Origin of the sequence: Pseudomonas sp. PNPG3 (assembly GCF_023093815.1) — a bacterium.
GTDB lineage: Bacteria > Pseudomonadota > Gammaproteobacteria > Pseudomonadales > Pseudomonadaceae > Aquipseudomonas > Aquipseudomonas asiatica.
Genome location: NZ_JALLKV010000009.1, coordinates 75,791 through 95,039, shown reverse-complemented (window position 1 = coordinate 95,039; position 19,249 = coordinate 75,791). Strand labels below are relative to the sequence as shown.

The following is a 19,249-nucleotide window of genomic DNA, read 5'->3' as shown; positions in this document are numbered from 1 at the left end:
CAGATTTTCTTCTAGTTGTTGCCCATCGGGCTGATGCGATGGCCGGAGTACTCACGGTTCATGTGCTTGAAAATCTCGACCAGATTTTCATCTTGTCAAGTAAGTCAACGCATCAGAAAGCTACGCAGCCAGCGCCAATAATTAAATTAACCCTTTAATTTCAATTACTTAAAAACCCCAAAATTAATGGGAAAATTTTCTTGCCGAATCGCGGATCAGCATCTAGCCTCGAATCTTGTCAGGCCTGACAGGATTAACCGCCCTGCCCGCCCTGCATGAAGAAAACTCCAAGAACCGGCCCAGACCGGTCAGCCTGCGAGGAAAACGGCATGTCCCTGTTGATCCGTGGCGCCACCGTGGTCACCCACGAAGAGAGTTACCCCGCTGATGTCCTGTGTGCCGATGGCCTGATCCGTGCCATTGGGCAAAACCTCGAACCGCCCACCGACTGCCAGATCCTCGACGGCAGTGGCCAGTACCTGATGCCCGGCGGCATCGACCCGCACACCCACATGCAGCTGCCGTTCATGGGCACGGTGGCCAGCGAGGATTTCTTCAGCGGCACCGCCGCGGGCCTGGCCGGTGGCACCACCTCGATCATCGACTTCGTCATCCCCAACCCGCAGCAGTCGTTGCTTGAGGCCTTTCACACCTGGCGCGGCTGGGCGCAGAAAAGCGCCAGCGACTACGGCTTCCATGTCGCCATCACCTGGTGGAGCGAGCAGGTAGCCGAAGAGATGGGCGAACTGGTGGCCAAACATGGGGTGAACAGCTTCAAGCACTTCATGGCCTACAAGAATGCGATCATGGCCGCAGACGACACCCTGGTGGCCAGCTTCGAGCGCTGCCTGCAACTGGGTGCAGTACCCACCGTGCATGCCGAGAACGGCGAGTTGGTGTACCACCTGCAAAAAAAACTGCTGGCCCAGGGCCTGACCGGGCCGGAAGCCCACCCGCTGTCACGCCCATCCCAGGTCGAGGGTGAAGCGGCCAGCCGAGCCATCCGCATTGCCGAGACGCTGGGCACACCACTGTATCTGGTGCACGTTTCCAGCCGCGAAGCGCTGGATGAAATCGCCTATGCCAGAGGCAAGGGCCAGCCGGTCTACGGCGAAGTCCTGCCCGGCCATCTGCTGCTGGATGACAGCGTCTACCGTGACCCTGACTGGGCCACCGCCGCAGGCTACGTGATGAGTCCCCCGTTCCGTCCGCGTGAACACCAGGAGGCGCTGTGGCGTGGGCTGCAATCGGGCAACCTGCACACCACCGCCACCGACCACTGCTGCTTCTGCGCCGAGCAGAAAGCCATGGGGCGCGACGATTTCAGCCGTATCCCCAACGGCACTGCCGGCATCGAGGACCGCATGGCAGTGCTGTGGGATGCAGGGGTCAACAGCGGGCGCCTCTCGATGCATGAGTTCGTTGCGCTGACCTCCACCAACACCGCGAAAATCTTCAACCTGTTCCCGCGCAAGGGTGCCATTCGTGTTGGTGCCGACGCCGACCTGGTGCTGTGGGACCCGCAAGGCACGCGCACCATCTCGGCCAAGACCCACCACCAGCAGGTGGACTTCAACATCTTCGAAGGCCGTACCGTGCGCGGCATCCCCAGCCATACCATCAGCCAGGGCAAAGTGCTCTGGGCCGATGGCGACCTGCGCGCGGAAAAAGGCGCGGGGCGGTATGTGGAACGGCCGGCGTATCCGTCGGTGTATGAAGTGCTGGGGCGCAGGGCCGAAGTGCAGCGGCCGACGCCCGTCCAGCGCTGAAGCCATTGGGGCTGCTGCGCAGCCCATCGCAGGCAAGCCAGCTCCCACAGGAATAGTGCTGCTCTCAAGGACGTGGCTCTCCTGAAGGAACCAGCTCTTACAGGGATGGCACTGCTCTCAAGGACAACACTGTACCTGTGGGAGCTCGCTTGCCGGCGATTGGGGCGCACCGCGCCCCCATTCCAAGCCCCATATAAAAAGAGAGGCTACAACCGTGATCGACGCCCTGAACCACTTGCCGCGCCCACGGGCCGGCGCCGACCAGCTGGCCGAGCGCTTCAGCGACCTGGCCCCACCCCTCACCGCCCGCCAGGCCGCCGTCGAAAGCGCACGCTGCCTGTATTGCTATGACGCCCCCTGCGTCAACGCTTGCCCCAGTGACATCGACATCCCGTCGTTCATCCACCGCATCAGCGACGAAAACCTGCAAGGCGCCGCCGAGCGCATCCTCTCGGCCAACATCCTCGGCGGCAGTTGCGCCCGCGTCTGCCCCACCGAAATCCTTTGCCAGCAAGCCTGCGTGCGCAACAACGCGCAGGAATGCGCACCGGTGCTGATCGGCCAGCTGCAGCGCTATGCTCTGGACAACGCCCACTTCACCGAGCACCCGTTCCAGCGCTCGCCGGCCACCGGCAAACGCATCGCCGTGGTCGGTGCCGGCCCTGCCGGGCTGTCGTGTGCCCACCGCCTGGCCATGCACGGGCATGATGTGGTGGTGTTCGAGGCCAGCGACAAGGCCGGTGGCCTCAACGAGTACGGCATCGCCCGCTACAAGCTGGTGGACGACTATGCCCAGCGTGAAGTGGAATTCCTGCTCGGCATCGGCGGCATCGAGATCCGCCATGGCCAGCGCCTGGGCAGCAACCTCGGCCTGGGCGAACTGCGCGATCAGTACGACGCAGTGTTCCTCGGCCTGGGCCTGAATGCCGTGCGCCAGCTCGGCCTGCCTGATGAAGAAGCACCCGGCCTGCTCGCCGCCACCGCCTACATCCGCGAACTGCGCCAGGCCGACGACCTGAGCCAGTTGCCCCTGGCCGACCGCTGCCTGGTGATCGGCGCCGGCAACACCGCGATCGACATAGCCGTGCAGATGAGCCGCCTGGGTGCCCGCGACGTCAACCTGGTGTACCGCCGTGGCCATGCAGACATGGTCGCCACCAGCCACGAGCAGGACATCGCCAAGGCCAACCAGGTGCGCCTGCATACCTGGGCCCGCCCCGATGCCGTGTTGCTGGACGACAGCGGCAAGGTGCGCGGTATGCGCTTTGCCCGCACCGAGCTGGCAGACGGCCGCCTGCGCGACACCGGCGAAACCTTCGAACTGGCTGCCGATGCCATCTTCAAGGCCATCGGCCAACGCTTCGACGACACCAGCCTCGGCGACCCGGTAGCCGCACAACTGGCGCGCGACGGCGAGCGCATCCGCGTCGACGAAACGATGCAGACCAGCCTGCCGGGCGTCTATGCCGGCGGTGACTGCACCGCCCTGGGCCAGGACCTTACCGTCCAGGCCGTGCAACACGGCAAGCTGGCCGCCGAAGCCATCCATGCCCAACTCATGCTCAACGTGGAGGCTGCGTAAATGGCCGACCTGTCCATCGAATTTGCCGGCATCAAGGCACCCAACCCCTTCTGGCTGGCCTCCGCACCGCCAACCGACAAGGCCTACAACGTGGTCCGCGCCTTCGAGGCCGGCTGGGGTGGCGTAGTGTGGAAAACCCTGGGCGAAGACCCGGCGGCAGTCAACGTGTCGTCGCGCTACTCGGCGCATTACGGCCCCAACCGCCAGGTGCAAGGCATCAACAACATCGAGCTGATCACCGACCGCTCGCTGGACATCAACCTGCGCGAAATCACCCAGGTGAAGAAGGACTGGCCCGACCGCGCGCTGATCGTGTCGCTGATGGTGCCGTGCGTGGAAGACTCGTGGAAGTTCATCCTGCCGCTGGTGGAGGCCACCGGGGCCGATGGCATCGAACTGAACTTCGGCTGCCCGCACGGCATGCCGGAGCGCGGCATGGGTGCTGCGGTCGGCCAGGTGCCGGAGTACGTGGAGATGGTCACCCGCTGGTGCAAGACGTACTGCTCGCTGCCGGTGATCGTCAAACTCACGCCGAACATCACCGACATCCGCCAGTCGGCGCGCGCCGCGCACCGTGGTGGGGCCGATGCAGTGTCGCTGATCAATACCATCAACTCGATCACCAGCGTCGACCTCGATCGCATGGTCGCCCACCCCATCGTTGGCGACCAGAGCACCCATGGCGGCTACTGCGGTTCGGCGGTGAAACCGATTGCCCTGAACATGGTGGCGGAAATCGCCCGCGACCCGCAAACGCGCGGCTTGCCCATCTGTGGCATTGGCGGCATCGGCAGTTGGCGTGACGCAGCCGAGTTCATGGCCCTGGGCAGTGGCGCTGTACAGGTGTGCACGGCAGCGATGCTGCACGGTTTCCGCATCGTCGAGGACATGAAGGACGGCCTGGCGCGCTGGATGGACCAGCACGGGCACCGCAATATCGAGGCGTTCCGCGGCCAGGCGGTGGGGCATACCACCGACTGGAAGTACCTGGACATGAACTACAAGTCGGTGGCGCACATCGACCAGCAAGCATGCATTGGCTGCGGGCGCTGCCACATTGCCTGCGAGGATACTTCGCACCAGGCGATTGCCAGTACGCTGAATGCAGATGGCACGCATGCCTACAGCGTGATCGAGGAGGAATGCGTGGGCTGCAACCTGTGCCAGATCACCTGCCCGGTGGAGAACTGCATCGAGATGGTGGCTCAGGATACCGGCAAGCCGTACCTGAACTGGACGCAGGACCCGCGTAACCCCTACCGCGAGGCCAGTTGAGGCAGTCTTCTACCCCACCGACTGACGCGGTCCTTTTTGTGGGAGCGGCCTTGTGTCGCGAAAGGGGCGCGAAGCGGCCCCGGGATTTCAGCTTCGCAGCGTGAATTGCCGGGGCTGCTGCGCAGCCCTTTCGCGACGCAAGGCCGCTCCCACAATAGGACCGCGGCAGCATGCAACTTCGGTTCAAGGCTCCAGCCCGATCCCCCGCAAGATCACGCTGGTCACCGTCTGCACGGCATTTTCAAAGGCCATGTCCGACAACGCCTCCCCGCCATTGAGCAACGTCACCTGGTAACCAAAGTCGGCATAGTGCTGGGTCGAGGCCCAGATCATGTACAAAAGCGCCGAGGGCTCCACGGGCAGGATGCGCCCCTCCTCCACCCAGCGACGGATCTTGGCTTCCTTCAGCTTGGCCCAGGGCACCAGGCTTTCATCCAGGTTCACCCCCAGCACCGGCGCCCCATGCAGCATCTCTTCGGCCCAGATCTTCGAGCCCAGCGGCCGCGAGCGCGAGTGGCCCATCTTCGCCCGGATGTAACTGGTCAGCACCACGCGCGGGTCGTCGAAGTTCTCGAAGCACAGCGCGTCCTGCTTCCACACATCCAGCAGGTCCTGCAGCACCGCGCGGAACAGGTCGTCCTTGGTGCTGAAGTAATAATGCAGGTTGGAACGCGGCAGCTCGGCCTGCTCGGCGATATCGCCCATCGAGGTAGCGCCATAGCCCTTCTCGGCGAACACCTTTTCCGCCGCCTGCAGGATCTTCTCGATATTGCGCCGGCGGATTTCGATCTTGTGGTTGGCCATCAGGCTTGGGCCGTCCACACCGCCAGCTCATAACCGTCCGGGTCAATGAAGTGGAAGCGCCGCCCACCGGGAAAAGCAAAGGTGGCCCGGCTGATTTTCGCCCCGGCGGCTTCGATCCTCTGCTGCGTGGCTTCCAGGTCCTCGGCATACAAGATGACCAGCGGCCCGCCCGGGCGCACCGGCTCACCCGTGGTGAAGCCACCGATCAGCCGGCCATCACTGAACTCGGTGTAGGAGGGCCCGTAGTCGGTGAACGCCCAACCGAACACACCGCCATAGAAGGCCTTGCTCCGTGCGATGTCGCTGACATTGAACTCGATGTTGTCGATCTGCCGGTCAGTACCGCGAATGCCCATGTGTGCTCCGTGCCGAAGGGGTTTGCCCTAGTCTACTCCGCTTACTCCAAGCCAGCGCAATCCCTGTAGGAGCGGCCTTGTGTCGCGAAAGGGGTGCGTAGCGCCCCGGGGATTTCAGCCTCACTGCATGAATTGCCGGGGCTGCTTTGCAGCCCGATCGCGACACAAGGCCGCTCCTACAGGGGGAGACCGCCACCTGACTTAGCTGCAGCTCGCCCGATCACGCACCGGGCACTGTGCGCGGTGCAGGTTCAGTGCGGTGTTGATGATGCCGATATGGCTGAACGCCTGGGGGAAGTTGCCAAGCATGCGCTGGCCTGCCGGGTCATACTGTTCGGCCAGCAGGCCAAGGTCGTTGCACAGGCCGGTCAGGCGTTCGTACAGTGCCTGCGCTTGTGCCTGGCGGCCCAGCAATACATACACATCGGCCAGCCAGAACGAACACACCAGGAAGGTTCCCTCCCCGGGTGTCAGGCCGTCGCTGCAGCGGTCACTGTCATAGCGCAGCAGTAGGCCGTTTTTCAGCAGGCGCTGTTCGACCTGTTCGAGCGTGCGCAAGAAGCGTGGGTCATCCGCCGGCAGGAAGCCGGTAAGGGCGATGTGCAACAAACTGGCGTCCATCTCGGTCGAGCCATAGGCCTGGACGAAAAAGCGGCCGCTGGGGTCCAGGCCCTGCGCGCACACTTCACGACGAATCTCGTCAGCCACCTGGCGGTAATGCCGCCCGCGCTCGCGGCCTTCCTCGGTGGTGTCGGCCAGCCCTGCGGCACGGTCGAAGGCCACCCAGGCCATGACCTTGGAGTGCACGAACTGCTGCCGTCCGCCGCGCACTTCCCAGATGCCTTCGTCCGGCTGGCGCCAGATGCGCTCGACGTAAGGCAGGATCAGTCGTGAGATGGCGGCGCTACGTGGATGGCGAGGCAAGCCACCCTTTATTGCCTGGGTCATGGCATCGGCGAGTTCACCGTAGATGTCCAGTTGCATCTGCGCCGACGCTGCATTGCCCACCCGCACCGGTTGCGAGTGCTCGTAGCCGGCCAGCCACGGCAAGGTGTATTCCTGCAGGTCGCGCTCACCGGCCAGGCCGTACATGATCTGCATCTGCTCGGGGTTGCCGGCCACCGAGCGTAACAGCCATTCCCGCCAGGCCTGGGCTTCGTCGAAGTAGCCGAGGTTCATGAAGGCCAGCAGGGTCATGGTCGCGTCGCGCAGCCAACAGAAGCGGTAGTCCCAGTTGCGCTCGTGGCCGATGCGCTCGGGCAGCGAGGTGGTGACGGCGGCAACGATGCCGCCGGTGGGCGCGTAGGTCATGGCCTTGAGGGTCAGCAGCGAGCGGCGCACCAGGGCGGAGTATGGGCCCACCTTTGGGCAGCGGGCGGCGAAGGCCTGCCATTGGTCGATGGTCTGCGCCAGCGCTTCGTCGATATCACAGCCGGGCTGCACCGGCAGGTGCGAGGGCTGGTGGCGCAGGCTGAACACCTGGCGTTCGCCCGCCCCAACGCGAAAGCGGGCGACCGTGTGCTGGTCACGGGCATGCGGGGGGACGGTGCTGCACAGGATCAGCCGGTCGGGGCCGGCGACGGCGCTGAGGGTCCGCGGGTCGAGCCGTTCCACCCAGGGCACGCTGCGGCCATAGTCGAAGCGCATCACCAGGTCCATTTCGAAGTTGGTTTCGCCAGCGAGGCCCTCGACGATGCGCACCAGCGCGTTAACCTCGCCCAGCGGCATGAAGTCGAGCACACGGGCGCGGCCGGTGGCGGTCACCCAGGTGGTTTCCAGCACCAGGGTGTCGTCCAGGTATTGGCGGCTACTGTATTCGACCGGGTCGCAGGGGGCCAGGCGCCAGCGGCCGTTTTCTTCGTTGCCCAGCAGGGCGGCGAATACCGCGGGGGCGTCGAAGCGTGGCAGGCACAGCCAGTCGAGCGAGCCATCGCGGCTGACCAGGGCGGCGCTGCGGCAGTTGCCCAGCAGGGCATAGTCTTCGATGTGGGCAGGCATTGGGGCTCCTTTGTGTGGTTGTCTGTGACGGCCTCTTCGCGGGTAAACCCGCTCCCACAGGTACATCACAGGCCTTGAAACCATCGATATCCCTGTGGGAGCCGGTTTACCCGCGAAAGGGCCGGCACAGGCCTTACAGAAACCTCACCCCAACCAATGCCACTCGCGCTTGTCCCGCGCCAGCAATTCATTGCCGGCCTCGGGCCCGTCTTCACCGGCCGGGTACTCGTGCACCTCGCCGCCCTGGGCCCAGGCATCGAGGAACGGCTGCACCGCGCGCCAGCCGTTTTCGATGTTGTCAGCCCGCTGGAACAAGGTCTGGTCACCGGTCAGGCAGTCGTAGATCAGCGTCTCGTAGCCGGTCGCCGGGGTCATCTTGAAGAAGTCCTTGTAGGCAAAGCCCAGCTCGACATTCTCCATTACCAGCTCCGGCCCGGGGCGCTTGGCCTGCAGGTCGAACCACATGCCTTCGTTGGGCTGGATCTGGATCTTCAGGTAATTGGGCTTGGGCCGCTCCAGCTCCGACTCGCGGAACTGCGCATAGGGCGCAGGCTTGAAGCAGATGGCGATTTCGGTATCACGCACGCTCATGCGCTTGCCAGTACGCAGGTAGAACGGCACGCCGGCCCAGCGCCAGTTGTCGATCATCACCTTCAGCGCCACATAGGTCTCGGTCTGGCTATCCGCCGCGACGTTGGGCTCGTGGCGGTAGCCGGGCAACTGCTTGCGCCCCTGCTTGCCGGCACTGTACTGGCCACGCACGGAGTTTTTCAGGGCCATCTTCACCGACCATGGGCGGATGGCGCCGACCACCTTGGCCTTTTCGCTGCGCACGGCATCGGCGGCGAACGCGGCCGGGGGTTCCATGGCCACCATCGCCAGCAACTGGAACAGGTGGTTGGGCACCATGTCGCGCAACGCCCCGGTGCTGTCGTAGAACGCACCACGGGTCTCGACGCCGACGGTTTCCGCGGCGGTGATCTGCACATGGTCGATGTAGTGGTTGTTCCAGAACGATTCGAACAAGCCGTTGGAGAACCGGCTGACCAGGATGTTCTGCACCGTCTCTTTGCCCAGGTAATGGTCGATGCGGTAGATCTGCCGCTCGCCCATCACCTTCAGCAGGCAGGCGTTGAGCGCCTCGGCGCTGGCCAGGTCGGTGCCGAAGGGCTTTTCCACCACGACGCGGCGAAAGCCGCCGGCCGATTCGTCGAGCAGCCCGGCCTGCCCCAGGCGCTGCGCCACTTCGGGGAAGAAGCGCGGCGAGGTCGCCAGATAGAAGATGGCGTTGCCGTGGCGGGTTGTGTCGATGCGCTTGGCGAGGGCCTGGTAGGTGGCCGGATCGAGGAAATCGCCGGTCTGGTAATCCAGGCGCTTGGCCAGGCGTGCCCACAGCTTCTCATCCAGGCACTTGGCCGTGCCCTCGCCGCCTTTGTCACGCTCGACCATGAACGCGTGCAGGCGTTCGGCGAATTCCTCAGCAGTGGCCGGGTTGTGGTCGACGCCAACAATGCGCAGGTTGCGGTCCAGCAGACCGTCACGGCTGAGGTTGTAAAGCGCCGGCATCAGCAGGCGCTTTACCAGGTCGCCATTGGCGCCGAACAGGAACAGGGTGCATGGCGGAGCAGCCGGAATGCTCTGTTTGGTCATTCGGCTTTTTTCTCGACGTGGCCACCGAAGCCCAGGCGCATGGCCGAGAGAATCTTGTCACCATAGGTACCTTGCTGCTGGCGCGAGCGGAAGCGGGCGAACAGCGCGCTGGACAGCACCGGCACCGGCACCGCCTGCTCGACGGCGGCGTCGATGGTCCAGCGGCCTTCACCACTGTCGGACACCGAGCCACTGAACTGCGACAGTTGCGGGTCGGCCACCAGCGCATCGGCAGTGAGGTCGAGCAGCCACGAGGTAACCACGCTGCCACGCCGCCACACTTCGGCGATTTCGGCCACGTTCAGGTCGAAACGCTGGTCTTCCGGCAGTTCGTTGCCGCCCTTGCTGCGCAGCAGGTCGAAGCCTTCGGCGTATGCCTGCATCAGGCCGTATTCGATGCCGTTGTGCACCATTTTCACGTAGTGCCCGGCACCGGGTGGGCCGGCATGGATGTAGCCGTGCTCGGCACGCTGGTGCTCGCCGCTGCGGCCATGGGTACGCGGGATGTCACCCACGCCCGGGGCCAGCGCCTTGAACAGCGGCTCCAGGCGCTCGAACACGTCCTTTTCGCCACCGATCATCATGCAGTAGCCACGGTCCAGGCCCCACACACCGCCCGAGGTGCCGACGTCCAGGTAATGCAGCCCGCGCTTGGCCAGCTCGGCGGCGCGGCGCATGTCGTCCTTGTAGAAGTTGTTGCCGCCGTCGATGATCGCATCGCCCGGCTCCAGCAGTTCGGCCAGTTGGGCGATGGTCTGCTCGGTGGGCTCGCCGGCGGGCAACATGACCCACACCGCGCGCGGCGCTTTCAGCTTCTGTACCAGCGCACCGAGATCGTGCGCACCCTGGGCGCCCTCGCCCTCCAGACCGGTGATGGCCTCACGGTTGCGGTCATGCACCACAGTACGGTGGCCGGCGCGCATCAGGCGCCTTGCGATATTGCCGCCCATGCGGCCCAGCCCGATGATTCCCAGTTGCATGAGCCGATGCTCCCCTTTCGAAATAAATGACAACACAATCCAGCTTTTCAGATTAGTCCAGCGTACCGCTCGAGGGTTCAGCGACGAACGGCGGGACCACGATAAACAAAAAAGTTCCCAAGACCTGCGAAAGAATTCAGAATGCGCCCGCGTGAAGCGTCTACGCTTTAACTTGTCACCAGCCAAAACCGCGAGGTGTGTCCATGGGTACTTTGATGCCTGCAACCCCAACCCAGACCCTCTATGTCTCCGTGCGCCGTGATGAGCTGCGTAAACTGAAGGACGAACGTGACCAGCTGCGCCAGCAGGTCGCCCAACTGAACCTGCTGCTGGCGCAGGCGCGCACAGACGGCAAGGCCGTTAGCCTCTGAGTTTGCCCCTCTCCTGTGGGAGCCGAACTGCTCCCACATCGCTTAATCGAGCAGCCAGTTATTATCACCATTTTCCAAGGTACCGCCATGACTGGTGGCATCGCCGACCCTGGCAAGCGGCTGCCCATCATCCATCATCAGTGCCGAGCCGCTGGTAATCACCGCCCCACACCCGAGCCTGTCGCCAACCCTGGCGGCTGCCCTGCCGTTGACGAAGAACAGACTGGAGCCGCTGCTGATGCTGGTCGGGCCGCACAATGGGCAGTGGTGAGGGTGACCCAGCAGAACGATGGCAGGCATTGTTGCCACTCCCGAATCATGTGAGGCGCCAGGCACGCATGCCGACAGCGCCAATCAGAACGTTCTCGACAGCCGCCAGTGCACGACCTGGCCATCGATCTCAGGGAAAGGTACCTGGTGCATGAACACCTGCTCGCCCACCATGCGCTCGACGCAGACGTAGTAACCGGGCCATGGGCAAGGCGTGCCGGAAAGCCAGCCTGGGGCATCCTCGCGCCTGGCGGTTTCCGGGTCGCGGAACTGCTTGCCCAGGCGTCGGTAATGCGCCCTTTCGACGAGCGCCTGCGGGTAAAAGCGGGGAGCGCTTTCCAGGGCATCACCCTGCACAGACCATAAAAACGCCACCAGTGCCGCCTCGAAGGCCCAATAACCCAAGTGGTCACTCCGTGCCCGGGTGTGGCGCTCGTGCCAGTAGCAACCGTGCGCATTGGCGTACCACTGCCCGAGATAGTGCATGAGCGCGTCATGCTGCGCGGGGCCTTTCAGGTCGAGGCTCTCCAACAAGGCGCCGTAAGGTTCGGGGTGAAGCAATGAGGTGCCTGGGTAGGCTTTGCCCGGCCGCTGGAACAGGCGATGCAGCAGCAGGTCGGGGCTGCGCTCGTCGTCCTGGTTCAGCCAGCCCAATACCTGGTCGACACGCTCGGGGTAACCGCACAGCACCGCCAGCGACAGCAGCCACAAGGCAAGCCGGTATTCATCCGACACCCACGGGCGCAACTGCTCGCTGGTTGCCGGGTACGCCGAAAAATGCCGGGCGAACTGGGCAAACGCATAGTCTGCATAGGCCTCCACCAGCTCCATCGGCTCGCCACCGGAATACCGCTGCACTGCCAGCTCCAGTGCCATGTGTGCCCAGTCGCGGCTAAGGCCACGGTAGTGATGCCTGTGCTCGGCTGGCCCGATCAGCAATGCTTGGGCGTCAGGGTCGGCGAATTCCTGCTCTTTTTCACGCGTCGAAGCCAGGTAATGCTGCTCGACCATCCACGGGTCGCGTTTGATGCTGTCGAACTGGCCCATTGGCCCTCCCGCACGCTATAAGCCTTTCACCAAGCGCCAAACCAGAGAGCGCCCATTTTCGCTCGGCATCTCTACGCCTTGCATGAATGTCTGGGGCCCCACCGCCCATTCATCGCATACCCACACCCCCGTGCGCGGGCAAATTTCGCCCGACCTGGCAAGCGCATCCGAATACGGCGCGCTTTGCAGTTGTTCAGGGAAGCTTTTGATAACTTGACGCTTGCGAGCATCGTCTACCAAATCCTTCGGGTAGAAAGGAAGATCTCTATAGGGCGTATCGTCGACGCCCCACAACACAGTGACCAATCCTGCCTCAAAGGCCCAATAGCCAAAGAAACCCGCATCACTTCGTGCCTTGTGCCGGTCATGCCAATAACAGTTGCGCATGCCGCGATACCACTGCTTCAGGTAACTACGCACTGCCTGTTGCTGCTCATCCTTCTCGGTAGTTACGGCATTGAGCAATTCATGGTAGGGGCGCTCATGAATCAACGTACTCCCAGGGATGGTCACCCCCACACGGGAAAACAGTTGCCGCAACAGGATGTCCTCACCGTCATCTGGGTCCTCACTCAAAAAACCTGCGATTTGCCTGATGCGCCCGGGCTTGTTGAACAGCACTGCAAACGATAGAAGCCAGAGTGTGTACTGATAGGCATCCGGCTCCCACAGTTTCAAGCTGAAACTCGGATAAGCTTGCTTGTGACGTTGAAACTGGGAAAACATGTGATCCGCGTAAAACTCAAGCGCTTCAATGGGCTCCCCCCCCGAATAAAGTGCTACTAGTAACTCCAGAGATTCAAAGCACCAATCCCAACTCAACCCTTCAACATTTACGAAATCTGGGCGTTCCAACGCTAGAAACTCTTCAGCCTTTAGCTCCACATAGTATTTCTTCCAAAAATCAACAGAGTCGAGATAGGCTGCCTCTTGCAGCAAAGGCTCACGTTTGATCTCATCAAATTTCTTCATTTTCAGCCCCTACTGAATTACATCACCTATAGATCTCGCATGCCCATCAAGCTTGACTATCTGGCTTACAGCACCCTTCTCATCTACGGTTATCAACCAACGCTCATATCCAGCCGAGCGAATATTCATTGCCTGTTCTTTCCCCAAACTTTCGGAAAGCCTTGGACGAATCCACGCATCACTCATCTGCCTGGCACTCGGAAACCCCTTACTCCCCTTTGTAACCGGCAAACTACCCGTCGAAAACGCGCCCCCCGTTCGATACTTGGTCTCGGTAATGATGAACGGCGGCGGTGGATGGGCATTACGATAGACGCCATCCAGCCCGCGCCCGGTAGGTTTCATTTGCAGGCTGCGAGGCCCACGAGCGGCCGACAGCAGGTTCTCATGGCCTTTGCCGAGCATGTACTGATCACTGACCACCTCCCCATAAATGCCCTTCTGCGCCCGGGTCGCCGTCGAATGATCGAACACGTGCACATTTGCGCCATGCGTGGCAGCTGCCGCAGAGGTGGGCACTGGCGGGCCGAGCGCACCCTCGGGGCGCTCGAGGTAACGCGGACGCATGCCAATGCCAGAAGTCACCCGCCCACCACTCATCGCCATGGGCACCGGCTTAGGCGCATGCACCCCGGCCTGCGCAACCTGCGCGGGCAGATCGCTGGCCTGTTCCAGCACCTTGGCCAGCCTGGCGTCGAGTTGCATCAACGCCCGTGGGATCTCCCGCACTGCATGCACCTGCACCGCGTAGAACTGCGCTTCCATGGCCTGCAGCCGCACCAACAGGTGCGCGGCCGCCTGGTTGAAGGGCCAGTTGCCCAGGTAGCTGCGAAGCTTTGCCGTTGCCGCGATGACCTTGGTCAAGAACTGGTTCAGATAGGCCAGCAAATCCTTTTCATAGCTCGTGAACCTGACCTGGCGCAGCCAGAACTCCACGCTGCCGCGGGTGAACTTGCCAAGAAACGCAACCACGGTCCGCAAGATGATCTGGCTTTCACGGATAAGCAGCAGGCACAAACCTCGCAGAAACGCTGCCGCTTCCTGGCCGACCAATGCACCTGCCACCGAGCCCACGGGGGTACCCACCGCCCCCACCACGGCACCGATGATCGGCGCGATCAAGGTAATCAGGCAGGCAATCAGCAGCACCCACTCCTGCCACTGTGGCGGCTGCGCCGTTGCCTGGCTGTCATCCGCCGTGTAGCGCTTGCCCAAGCGCAGACACACTGCGGCCAGGTCACGGGCGCTGAGCACGATCACCACCCCAGGCACCAACGACAGCAGCATGTCGGCAATGACCACGCTCAGTGCCGTTCCTCGGCAAACTCCCCCAGCACCAAGTCACGCAGCCAGCCAAAGCCGCCTGCCACCCTTTCCACCGCTTCATCCAGCCAGTCAGCAGCGGAGTTCATGGCTGGCCACCTGCCGAGGTGCAGCCGGCAAGCAATGCCTGCAAGGCAGCATCCGGCTCGATTGCGGTCGTCAGCTGCAGCGAGCCTTGGCCAACCTCGTAGCGCACCTGGGCGCTGCAACCGGGGGTAACGCCAGCCAGGCGGGCATAGCCGTTCTGGTCGACCATACCCTGGCGCTGGGTGCCATCGGACAACGTCGCCACGTAGGCCGTGCCCGCAATTGGCGTACCGTCGGCATGCACCAGGCGAAACTCGATTTCCTCCTGCGACGGTGCAGGCGGCTCACCGTAACGTGCAGGCGCCTTTACCTGGGCGATGGCATGCAACAGCAGTGGCTCGGGGCAACCGATTTCGATGCGGCCATCACCCAGCTTGATAAACGCCCCGCCGCAACTCAGGGTCAGCGACGTTCGGCTATCGATGTGCACATGGCCGTGATGGCTGGTGATCGACACATCGTCATTGGCATCGACCCGCAGTTGCCCGCCGACCTGCACACGCTTGTCCTGCGCGACCTGCTCGCTGGCCTCGAGGCCAACCATCACGCTCAACGCCCCGCCAACGGCCAACGACTTGCCCAGGCCTATGCTTTCGACTTTGCCAAGGGCGACCGTTTCGCTCTTGCTGGCGCCGACCTTGACACTGCGGTTGCCACCTATGTGCACCACTTCGTCATGCTCGACGCGCTCGCTACGATCATTGCCGATGAGCGTGGTTTCGTTGTGCTTCACGACGTTGTTCTGGTCGCGCTCGGCATGAATGAATACTTCCTGCCGCCCCAGTTCGTCCTCGAAGCGCAACTCGTTGAAGCCATCGCCTTTATGGGTCTGGCTCTTGATGGTCATGCGGGTCTTGTGTTCGGGCAGGTCGTAAGGCGGCAGCTGGTCACCGCAGTAGGTGCGCCCGGTGATCATCGGCTGGTCAGGGTCGCCATTGACGTACTGGACAATCACATCCTGGCCAATACGCGGAATGGCCATCGAACCCCAACTGCCACCGGCCCAGCCTTGCGACACCCGCACCCAGCAGGAACTGAATTCGTTGTTGCTACTTTCACGGTCCCAGGGGAAGCTGACCTTGACCCGCCCCCACTGGTCGCAAAAAATCTCTTCGCCCGGCGGGCCGACCACGGTGGCCATGTGCGGGCCATCGATGCGCGGCTTGGCCAAGGGTGCCGGGCGCCATTCGGCCATGCCTTGCACCAGCAGCGCATCGTTCACATAGCGGGTACCTTGTTCGGCGCCGGCGGCTTCTTCCTGCAGGCTGGTGAACTGCGTACCTTCGTGGCACAGGCTGATTACGCGCCAGTGCACATTAAGGTCTTCACGCGGGTGGCCGACTAGGGTGAAGCTCAGGCCTGGCTGCAGGCGCACGTCATCGCCCTGTACTTCGGCCAGGCGGGCGTCATGGCGCAGCGCCGTCAGCCGCGTTTCAGTGAAGGGCTTGCCGACCGCATCGCGCTTGTAGCGCCCCGGGTAATCAAAAAACTCATAGTCCAGCGACTGGTGCGTGATTCCGCTGGCCTGGGCCTTGTGCTCCTGGCGATAGGCCGGGTTGGTGAAGGTGTAGTCGCGCTGCACCTGCTGCGCAGTACGCACCTGCTCGCAGTAGCGCAAACGCCGCAGGCAAGCACGGGCCTGGTCGCCACCGCTACTGGCGTGGTACAGCACCTTGTCGGGGCCGAGATCATCTTCATCCAGCCAAAGCGCTTCATCATCTACGGGCTTTAGCGTGCCCCGGCTGAGCAACCCAAGCGATAGCAGGCGATCGGTAACGATCAGCGTGTGGTGCCTGGCGCAGTGTGCAAAGCGGTAGACGAAGCCCTCTTCAGCGGCAAGGCGATGGATAAAGTCGAGGTCGGTTTCCCCCGCCTGGACACAAAACTCACGCACCTGGTGATCGGCGCTGGTATTGAGCTCAAACCGGGCAATGCCCTGACGCTTGAACATCAGTTCAAGAATCTGCGGCACGGTTTTCTGCTGGAAGATGCGCCAGTTCGAACGCAAGCGGGCACGGGCCAGTTGCGGCTCGACCACAGCGTGGTAGCGCGTGCGACAGAAGCCGGTTTCACCTTGGCTGAAGGCACTGACCAAGCCATGCACATGACGCAGTGGCCGGTCTGCGCAATAAAGGGTGAATAGCGCAGGCTTGTCGAGCACCTGGCCGAAGTCGACATCACTGTCGTAACTGACAAGTTCAAGGCTCAGTACAAATGGCTGGCTTATGGTTTCTTCCAGCTTGAATGAAACCACTTCGAACTCCGTGCGCCCGGCGAGCGCCTGAAATCCGAAACGAAAGTCCGACTGTTTCATGAGTTGCTCTACCGCCATCATGTTTACCGGCGAAAAAAACAACCACATCCTGGCTTTCTTCAAGATGAGCACATCGAATGAAATTGCCCGTCGCCAACGTTCAAGCCGGCTAGATCCGTGGCATTGGCGGACTTGACCGATGACGACAGTGAGGATGAGGCAGTGACTGAAGAGCAACTTAAACCGTACCGCCCCGCCATGACAGGAACGATGGGTTTCATGCATTGACGATTTCGTAGGAAATTTCCTAAAGCATCAACTTACAAACTTTTGCGCGTGCGAGTCTGCTCACTGAAACACAAGAAATTCAAGCCAGGAAAATAATAAATACAGATACTGATAAGTTCGCGAAACAGCCCCTTTCATTCCTCCTGAAATCACGTGCACCATTCTGTTCGAGGGCGATGACCTTGGCACCCCTCAAACGCACCAAAAAGGTGCATGACTGGCTGGAATTGGGGCATGCCGTCTGGCCCTCATCCACCGCTCCAACCCCTGCATTTACATCCGGTCACAACCGCCAACGTTTGCGTCTACTCCGCAGCATGACAATAGTGACCAGCGGGTCACCTTTTCATCTATTTCTCTCCTACACTCGGGTTTCGGCCCGCCATTTGCTCAACGGAAGAGTGACGAAAAAAAGTCGAACTTTCCGGAACGCGGGCAGGTCAGCAACTAAGTAGGCCAAACGCAAAGGGACTTCCCAGCATCGGCCCACATACCCCACCAGCCCAATCGCCTTCGGCCGGAATGCCGATCGCGCCGTGCCTGCGCGCACGACCCTGGGGCATGGAACGCACTACGCAGAATCCAGAATCAGAGAGAACCAACACGAAACATCGCCACGGGTGCCAGCACCCGGCCAAGCATAGGGACGGAGAGAAGTATGATCAGTGCCGCTGTCGAGCCTCACGTAGATTCATTCAACCCGGACAACCGCGAACCGCTCACCCCGGACTTCGCCACGACAGGCAAGGCACCCGGCGCCCAGCGCCAGCACAACCGCAACAAGCGCAAGATTTTGTTCGTGACCTCGGAAATCGCCGACCTGGTGAAAACCGGTGGCCTGGGAGACGTGTCCGCCGCCCTGCCCCGCGCCCTGGCGCACCTGCACGATGTGCGGGTGCTGATCCCCGGCTACCGGCAGGTGATGGAAAGCGACAACCCCATCCACATCGTCGGTGAACTGGGTGGCCACGCCGCACTGCCGCCGTGCAAGATCGGGCGCATGGACATGGCCGACGGCCTGGTCATCTATGTGCTGATCTGCCCCGAGCTGTACCAGCGTGACGGCACTCCCTATGGTGCCAACAACGGCCGCGACTGGCCCGACAACCACATCCGCTTCGCCCGCCTGGGCCTGGCCGCCGCCGAAATCGCTGCCGGCGAAGGCAGGATCCACTGGAAGCCCGAAGTGGTGCACGCCCACGACTGGCCCGCCGGCCTGGCACCGGCCTACATGCACTGGCGCGGGCTGAGCACGCCAACCCTGTTCACCATCCACAACCTGGCCTACCAGGGCGTGTACAGCCGCGGCTGCAGCCCGGAACTGGCAATCCCCGAACACGCCATGCAGCAGGAAGGCATGGAGTTCTACGGCAAGCTGTCGTTCCTCAAGGCCGGCCTGGCCTACGCCAGCCACATCACCACGGTCAGCGCCACCTATGCCCGGGAAATCACTACCCCGGAATTTGGCTGCGGCCTGGACGGTTTCCTCGCCAGCAAGGCCCAGCAAGGCCTGCTCGGCGGCATTCCCAACGGCATCGACGAAAGCTGGGACTCGGCCACCGACAAGCACCTGCAGCACAACTTCAGCATCAACGACTGGGAAGGCAAGGCGCGCAATGCCCAGGAAGTACGCGCGCTGTTCGAACTGCAGCCCTCCGAAGGGCCCTTGTTCGCAGTGGTTTCGCGCCTGGTCTACCAGAAAGGCCTGGACCTGACCCTGGGTGTGGCCGACTACATCGTCGAGCAAGGCGGGCAGATCGCGATCATCGGCCGCGGCGAGCCGGAAGAAGAGCAGGCCATGCGCGAACTGGCGCTACGCCACCCGGGCCGTATCGGCGTGCGCATCGGCTTCAACGAAACCGATGCCCGGCGCATGTTCGCCGGCAGCGACTTCCTGCTGATGCCGTCTCGCTACGAGCCATGCGGCCTCAGCCAGATGTACGCACAGCGCTTCGGCTCGCTGCCGGTAGCGCGCAAGACCGGCGGCCTGGCCGACACCATCGAGTGCGGCGTTACCGGCTTCCTGTTCAACGAGTCCACTGTCGAGAGCTATCGCGAGGCACTCAGCCGCGCCTTCTATGTATATGGCAAGAAGGACCTCCTGAATGCCATGCGCTGCCTGTCGATGACCCAACCGTTCAACTGGTGCCAGGCCGTGGAGCCCTATGCACGTCTGTACGAGGACCTGGTCAAGCAGGCGCAGCACAGCCACTACTGAGCGGG

Annotated in this window: 15 protein-coding genes; 5 read left to right on the top strand and 10 right to left on the bottom strand. The window is 62.6% G+C overall.

Features of this window, described 5'->3' with window-relative positions; all coding sequences use genetic code 11:
- The first annotated feature begins 329 nt into the window (after positions 1-329).
- The 3 genes from hydA (at position 330) to preA (ending at position 4,626) form a co-directional block, all read left to right on the top strand.
- Positions 330-1,769, top strand: coding sequence for a dihydropyrimidinase (gene hydA, locus MJ643_RS09060; protein ID WP_013973312.1), 1,440 nt, complete (start codon positions 330-332; stop codon positions 1,767-1,769).
- A 214-nt stretch (positions 1,770-1,983) separates the two neighbouring features.
- Positions 1,984-3,351 carry an NAD(P)-dependent oxidoreductase gene (locus MJ643_RS09055; protein WP_013973313.1) on the top strand — a complete coding sequence of 456 codons (1,368 nt, stop codon included), beginning with the start codon at positions 1,984-1,986 and terminating at the stop codon, positions 3,349-3,351.
- The gene (preA, locus tag MJ643_RS09050; RefSeq protein WP_013973314.1) at positions 3,352-4,626 is read left to right on the top strand and encodes an NAD-dependent dihydropyrimidine dehydrogenase subunit PreA; all 1,275 of its coding nucleotides are present in this window, start codon (positions 3,352-3,354) and stop codon (positions 4,624-4,626) included.
- Between the two features lie 183 nt (positions 4,627-4,809).
- On the opposite strand, the gene MJ643_RS09045 is transcribed toward preA, so the two are convergent.
- The 5 genes from MJ643_RS09045 to gnd all read right to left on the bottom strand — a co-directional run bounded on the left by MJ643_RS09045 (position 4,810) and on the right by gnd (position 10,465).
- Positions 4,810-5,430: a TetR/AcrR family transcriptional regulator gene (locus tag MJ643_RS09045; RefSeq protein WP_015270992.1), complete on the bottom strand. Its 621-nt coding sequence runs from the start codon at positions 5,428-5,430 to the stop codon at positions 4,810-4,812.
- Positions 5,430-5,786 carry a VOC family protein gene (locus tag MJ643_RS09040; protein ID WP_013973316.1) on the bottom strand — a complete coding sequence of 119 codons (357 nt, stop codon included), beginning with the start codon at positions 5,784-5,786 and terminating at the stop codon, positions 5,430-5,432. Before MJ643_RS09040 ends, MJ643_RS09045 begins: the two co-directional genes overlap by 1 nt.
- A gap of 201 nt (positions 5,787-5,987) precedes the next feature.
- Positions 5,988-7,784, bottom strand: a complete 1,797-nt coding sequence (locus MJ643_RS09035; RefSeq protein WP_024087390.1) for a glycoside hydrolase family 15 protein — start codon at positions 7,782-7,784, stop codon at positions 5,988-5,990.
- A 144-nt stretch (positions 7,785-7,928) separates the two neighbouring features.
- A complete protein-coding gene (zwf, locus tag MJ643_RS09030) occupies positions 7,929-9,434 on the bottom strand; it encodes a glucose-6-phosphate dehydrogenase (RefSeq protein ID WP_013973318.1) in 1,506 nt (501 codons plus the stop codon).
- Positions 9,431-10,465 (bottom strand): phosphogluconate dehydrogenase (NAD(+)-dependent, decarboxylating), encoded by a 1,035-nt coding sequence (gnd, locus tag MJ643_RS09025; RefSeq protein ID WP_208209199.1) that lies wholly within the window; start codon positions 10,463-10,465, stop codon positions 9,431-9,433. Before gnd ends, zwf begins: the two co-directional genes overlap by 4 nt.
- Positions 10,466-10,617: 152 nt before the next feature.
- Here gnd and MJ643_RS09020 point away from each other — a divergent pair, with 152 nt between their 5' ends.
- Complete coding sequence (locus tag MJ643_RS09020; RefSeq protein ID WP_013973320.1) at positions 10,618-10,785, top strand: DUF6026 family protein; 168 nt, start codon at positions 10,618-10,620, stop codon at positions 10,783-10,785.
- A 42-nt stretch (positions 10,786-10,827) separates the two neighbouring features.
- On the opposite strand, the gene MJ643_RS09015 is transcribed toward MJ643_RS09020, so the two are convergent.
- The 5 genes from MJ643_RS09015 to tssI form a co-directional block, all read right to left on the bottom strand.
- Positions 10,828-11,085, bottom strand: a complete 258-nt coding sequence (locus MJ643_RS09015; protein WP_013973321.1) for a PAAR domain-containing protein — start codon at positions 11,083-11,085, stop codon at positions 10,828-10,830.
- Between the two features lie 54 nt (positions 11,086-11,139).
- Positions 11,140-12,102: a PoNi-like cognate immunity protein gene (locus MJ643_RS09010; protein ID WP_013973322.1), complete on the bottom strand. Its 963-nt coding sequence runs from the start codon at positions 12,100-12,102 to the stop codon at positions 11,140-11,142.
- A 15-nt stretch (positions 12,103-12,117) separates the two neighbouring features.
- Positions 12,118-13,074, bottom strand: coding sequence for a PoNi-like cognate immunity protein (locus MJ643_RS09005; RefSeq protein ID WP_013973323.1), 957 nt, complete (start codon positions 13,072-13,074; stop codon positions 12,118-12,120).
- A gap of 9 nt (positions 13,075-13,083) precedes the next feature.
- Entirely contained in the window at positions 13,084-14,376 is a 1,293-nt protein-coding gene (locus tag MJ643_RS09000) for a hypothetical protein (RefSeq protein ID WP_169774875.1), read from the bottom strand.
- Between the two features lie 106 nt (positions 14,377-14,482).
- Positions 14,483-16,798: a type VI secretion system tip protein TssI/VgrG gene (tssI, locus tag MJ643_RS08995; RefSeq protein WP_024087393.1), complete on the bottom strand. Its 2,316-nt coding sequence runs from the start codon at positions 16,796-16,798 to the stop codon at positions 14,483-14,485.
- Between the two features lie 886 nt (positions 16,799-17,684).
- Here tssI and glgA point away from each other — a divergent pair.
- Entirely contained in the window at positions 17,685-19,244 is a 1,560-nt protein-coding gene (gene glgA, locus MJ643_RS08990; protein ID WP_013973326.1) for a glycogen synthase GlgA, read from the top strand.
- The last annotated feature ends 5 nt before the right edge of the window (positions 19,245-19,249 follow it).